This window comes from Acinetobacter sp. UBA6720 (assembly GCF_002454215.1).
Taxonomy (GTDB): Bacteria; Pseudomonadota; Gammaproteobacteria; order Pseudomonadales; family Moraxellaceae; genus Acinetobacter.
This window is the reverse complement of record NZ_DKIK01000094.1, coordinates 1,919-5,838: the sequence shown is the minus strand read 5'-3', so window position 1 is coordinate 5,838 and position 3,920 is coordinate 1,919. Positions and strand designations below refer to the sequence as shown.

The 3,920-nt window shown below is 43.4% G+C and carries 3 protein-coding genes; all 3 read right to left on the bottom strand.

Annotation, left to right across the window (positions count from 1 at the left end):
- Window positions 1-56: 56 nt before the first annotated feature.
- The 3 genes from dld to lldR all read right to left on the bottom strand — a co-directional run bounded on the left by dld (window position 57) and on the right by lldR (window position 3,901).
- Window positions 57-1,751: a D-lactate dehydrogenase gene (dld, locus tag B4F08_RS08720; protein WP_279736753.1), complete on the bottom strand. Its 1,695-nt coding sequence runs from the start codon at window positions 1,749-1,751 to the stop codon at window positions 57-59.
- A 249-nt stretch (window positions 1,752-2,000) separates the two neighbouring features.
- A complete protein-coding gene (gene lldD / locus B4F08_RS08715; protein ID WP_291374153.1) occupies window positions 2,001-3,155 on the bottom strand; it encodes an FMN-dependent L-lactate dehydrogenase LldD in 1,155 nt (384 codons plus the stop codon).
- 2 nt (window positions 3,156-3,157) lie between these two features.
- The gene (gene lldR / locus B4F08_RS08710; protein ID WP_125298212.1) at window positions 3,158-3,901 is read right to left on the bottom strand and encodes a transcriptional regulator LldR; all 744 of its coding nucleotides are present in this window, start codon (window positions 3,899-3,901) and stop codon (window positions 3,158-3,160) included.
- Window positions 3,902-3,920: the final 19 nt, after the last annotated feature.

The window sequence follows — 3,920 nt, the reverse complement described above, 5'->3', positions numbered from 1 at the left end:
CAATAAAAAACCAGTGACGTTGCCCTCACTGGTTTAGTTTTTTAGACCAAAGCCCTTTACTGCCAATGCTTCAGCTTACTGGTTTGACCAATGCCCACATTAAAACTATTGGTAGGATCAAGCTTTTCATAATGCGTTCGTAGTGCAGGTTTTGCTACATATAAATGTCCGACATTATGCTCAGCTGGGTATTCCGCCCCACGAGCATCCAGTAAATGCCACATTTGGTGTTCCATCGCCAAAGGATCTACGCCTTTTTTCACAATATAGTCCTGATGAAACACATGACATAAAAAGTGACCATAATAGAGTTTATGAACAATCAGATCATCCATCTCTTTGGGCAAGGTTTCCACCCACTCACGATCATTACGACGTAATGCAATATCCAGAGCCACAATATCTTCAACCTCTGAACGATGCGTATCCCGATAGCGAATTGCTGCACCTGCAACGGCAAAACGATGTAAAAATGCTTTACGTCCTTCTTCCTCGCTACAGTGGAAAAAATCACCTGAGCTTTTATCTCGGAAATAACGTTTTAAAAAGCTTTCAACTTGCTCGACATCTTGATTTTCAATCCGAATAACCAAATGATGTTCATACAGATCACGGAAGGCATTCATCCGTTTCGGTAAATGATTGGGCAAAAATTTGGTGATCAATTGCAGGGCTTTATCTGACAGTCCTTTCATACCAAATTTTTCTAAGTACGCATCGACCTTATCTTTCATTGCAAATGCAGCAGGTACTTTGGCTGTACCTAGCTTTTCAATGAACATGAAGGTGTCTTTACCGTACTCTGCCCCAATGTCATAAGCCACGCGGTGGATGTATTCCCCTGCAATCGGTAATCGCGGCAAATCTTTTAGTAAAAAACGGCGGATTTCAGTCAAATCATCATGTGAATTTGTACCCACGTAGAATACTTGGCTTGGAATTTTTTCAAAGGTATCCAAACGTACGGCAAAGACACATACTTTACCTGCTGAACCCGATGCTTCATATAAACGAGATGGATCGGCATTAAAACGCGCGGGCGTATTTTCATCCACTTGTTTAACATCATGTCCATAACGATGGTCCGATGCGCAGCAGCCTGAGTTATTGATAATATCGCCGATTTGATAATTTTTCGTTTCAAGCTTGCTTAGAATTTCTTCAGGTGTTTCGCCTAGGTTCACTCCCAAGTGATTCACCAACTCTAACTGACCATCATCATTAACACGGGCATACAAAGCTAACTCAGTATAAGCAGGACCACGACGTACCAAAGCACCGCCTGAGTTATTACAGACGCCGCCTAAAACTGAAGCTCCAATACACGATGAACCAATCACCGAGTGTGGCTCCCGATTAAATGGCACCAATTCTTTTTCAAGTCTATCTAATGTTGCACCGGGTAAACAAATCACTTGCTGACCGTCATTAATGACCTGAATGCCAACCAAACGACGCGTGCTGATCAGAACCACAGGACGGTCATAGTCATCGCCAAAAGGTGTTGAACCACCAGTCAAACCTGTGTTGGCTGCTTGCATAATTACAATACAATCTGCATCAACAGCCGTTTGCAATACTTGCCACTGTTCCAGTAATGACCCCGGTGCAACAACAGCCAGTACTTTTCCTGCACCGTAACGACGACCTTGGCGGTATAAACGTGTGTCTTTATCGTCAGTTAAAACGTGTTGTTTACCAACGATATTTATTAAGTTTTCAATAACGTATTGTGGAGATCGAGGGTTCATATTTGTTATTTCCAATGATTATAATCCCCCTAAATCCCCCTTTTCCAAAGAGGGACTTTTTCTTTACCTTAGGCATTTAAAGTAAAAGAAAAATTATTTATACCTGCAACATAAATTCTAATCGGTATAACTCCTCCCTTTTAAAGGGAGGTTGGAGGGATTATATAAATAGCAATAATCACGGTATTGATGTAAATACCTATTGAATGCCCGTTTACCGTGTGAGAACGCTTCTACTGATATAATGAATTACTCAGCCAATTCTTTCTCTAACTTCACTAAACAGTCAGACGTAATATCAGCAATGGTTTTTGCACCTGTTAAAGTCATTGCCACACGCATTTCTTTATCAATCAGTTCCAATAGATTTGAAACACCTTCACCGCCTGCTGCACCGAGTGCATAAACAAAAGCACGACCGAGCATACACGTGTCCGCACCCAACGCCAGCATACGTACCACGTCTAAACCATTACGAATACCCGAATCCGCAAGGATTTTAATATCACCCTTGACTGCATCTGCAATTGGTGGAAGTGCACGTGCAGAAGATAAAACGCCATCCAGCTGACGACCACCATGGTTTGAAACCACAATCCCATCTGCACCGAAACGCACTGCATCTTTGGCATCTTCAGGATCTAGGATGCCTTTAATGACCATTGGCCCATCCCAAAACTCACGAATCCACTCAAGGTCTTTCCACGAAATAGACGGATCGAAGTTAGAACCTAACCAACCAATATAATCTTCCAGACCTGTAGGCTTACCTAAGTATTTGGAAATATTACCCAAGTCATGCGGACGTCCCATCATGCCGACATTCCACGCCCAGTGTGGGTGGAAACACGACTGCATATAACGGCGCATTGCTGCATTTGGACCACTCATACCCGAGTGGGCATCACGGTAACGTGCGCCCGGAACAGGCATATCCACAGTAAACACCAAGGTTGAACAGCCTGCCGATTTAGCACGTTCCAAAGCATTTTTCATGAAACCACGGTCACGCAGTACATAGAGCTGGAACCACATTGGACGCTGAATCGCAGGCGCCACTTCCTCAATTGGACATACTGAAACGGTAGACAGTGTAAATGGAATACCCTTTTTATCTGCAGCGACAGCAGCTTGAACTTCACCGCGGCGTGCATACATGCCTGTTAAACCCACAGGAGATAATGCAACAGGCATCGACAAAGTTTCATCAAACAGTTTGGTCTCTAAACTTAACTGTGACATGTCGTTCAGTACACGCTGGCGCAAAGCAATTTTTGATAAATCTTCTACATTACGCTTCAGGGTATATTCTGCATACGCACCACCATCGATGTAATGGAATAAAAATGGCGGTAAACGACGTCGTGCCGCTTCACGGTAGTCATTGGCAGAAGAAATAATCATGCTTATATCCTGTTTAATCGACTGGCGCGCTGACGACGAGCTTCTTCTTCATCAATCATTCGCACCTGTTGTACTACAAACTCAATGTGTCCACAGACTGCTTTACGTGCAGCTTTTGGATCACGACGTTCAATTGCATTCATGACTTGAAAGTGCTGATCATGCAATTGATCAAAACGGTGTGCTTCGCTATAGACTTTTCGACGTCCCAAAGCGACGTTGAACTGCAACAAATCGAACAGACCACGCATCATCTGAATCAAAACCAAATTATGAGAGGCTTCAGCAATCGCCAAATGAAATTTCGCATCTGCACGAGCCGCCTCATCATCATTTCCCAAAGCCTGAAAATGGTTAATCTGATCATAATGATGTCGGATGTTCACCAGATCTTCTTGGGTTGCGCGTTGTGCTGCATACCAAGTTGTTCCACCTTCTAAAATAATGCGCGCCTCTTGCACATCAAATCGGTAGGCAGGATCCTCACTCATCAAATTACTAATCGGTTGTACGATTTGATAACTGGACCAAGTTGCTGGTAATTGTTTTAAAAAAGTCCCCGCCCCCACTTTGCTGACCAACATACCCATGCTGGTCAACTGCGAAATGGCCTCTCTTAAAGAAGAGCGAGAGACTTGAAGCTGTTCACACAGTTTTCTTTCAGCAGGCAGACGGTCTCCAACTTGCATATTGCTTTGTTCAATCAATACACGCAGGCTTTGTACAGCTTTATCGGAGACTTTCATCTGCTTTCCTTAACGTTGA

What these genes read in the sequence shown, in the direction of transcription:
- dld (WP_279736753.1), bottom strand. Translation starts at nt 1,751, where the DNA reads ATGAACCCTCGATCTCCACAATACGTTATTGAAAACTTAATAAATATC.
- lldD (WP_291374153.1), bottom strand. Translation starts at nt 3,155, where the DNA reads ATGATTATTTCTTCTGCCAATGACTACCGTGAAGCGGCACGACGTCGT.
- lldR (WP_125298212.1), bottom strand. Translation starts at nt 3,901, where the DNA reads ATGAAAGTCTCCGATAAAGCTGTACAAAGCCTGCGTGTATTGATTGAA.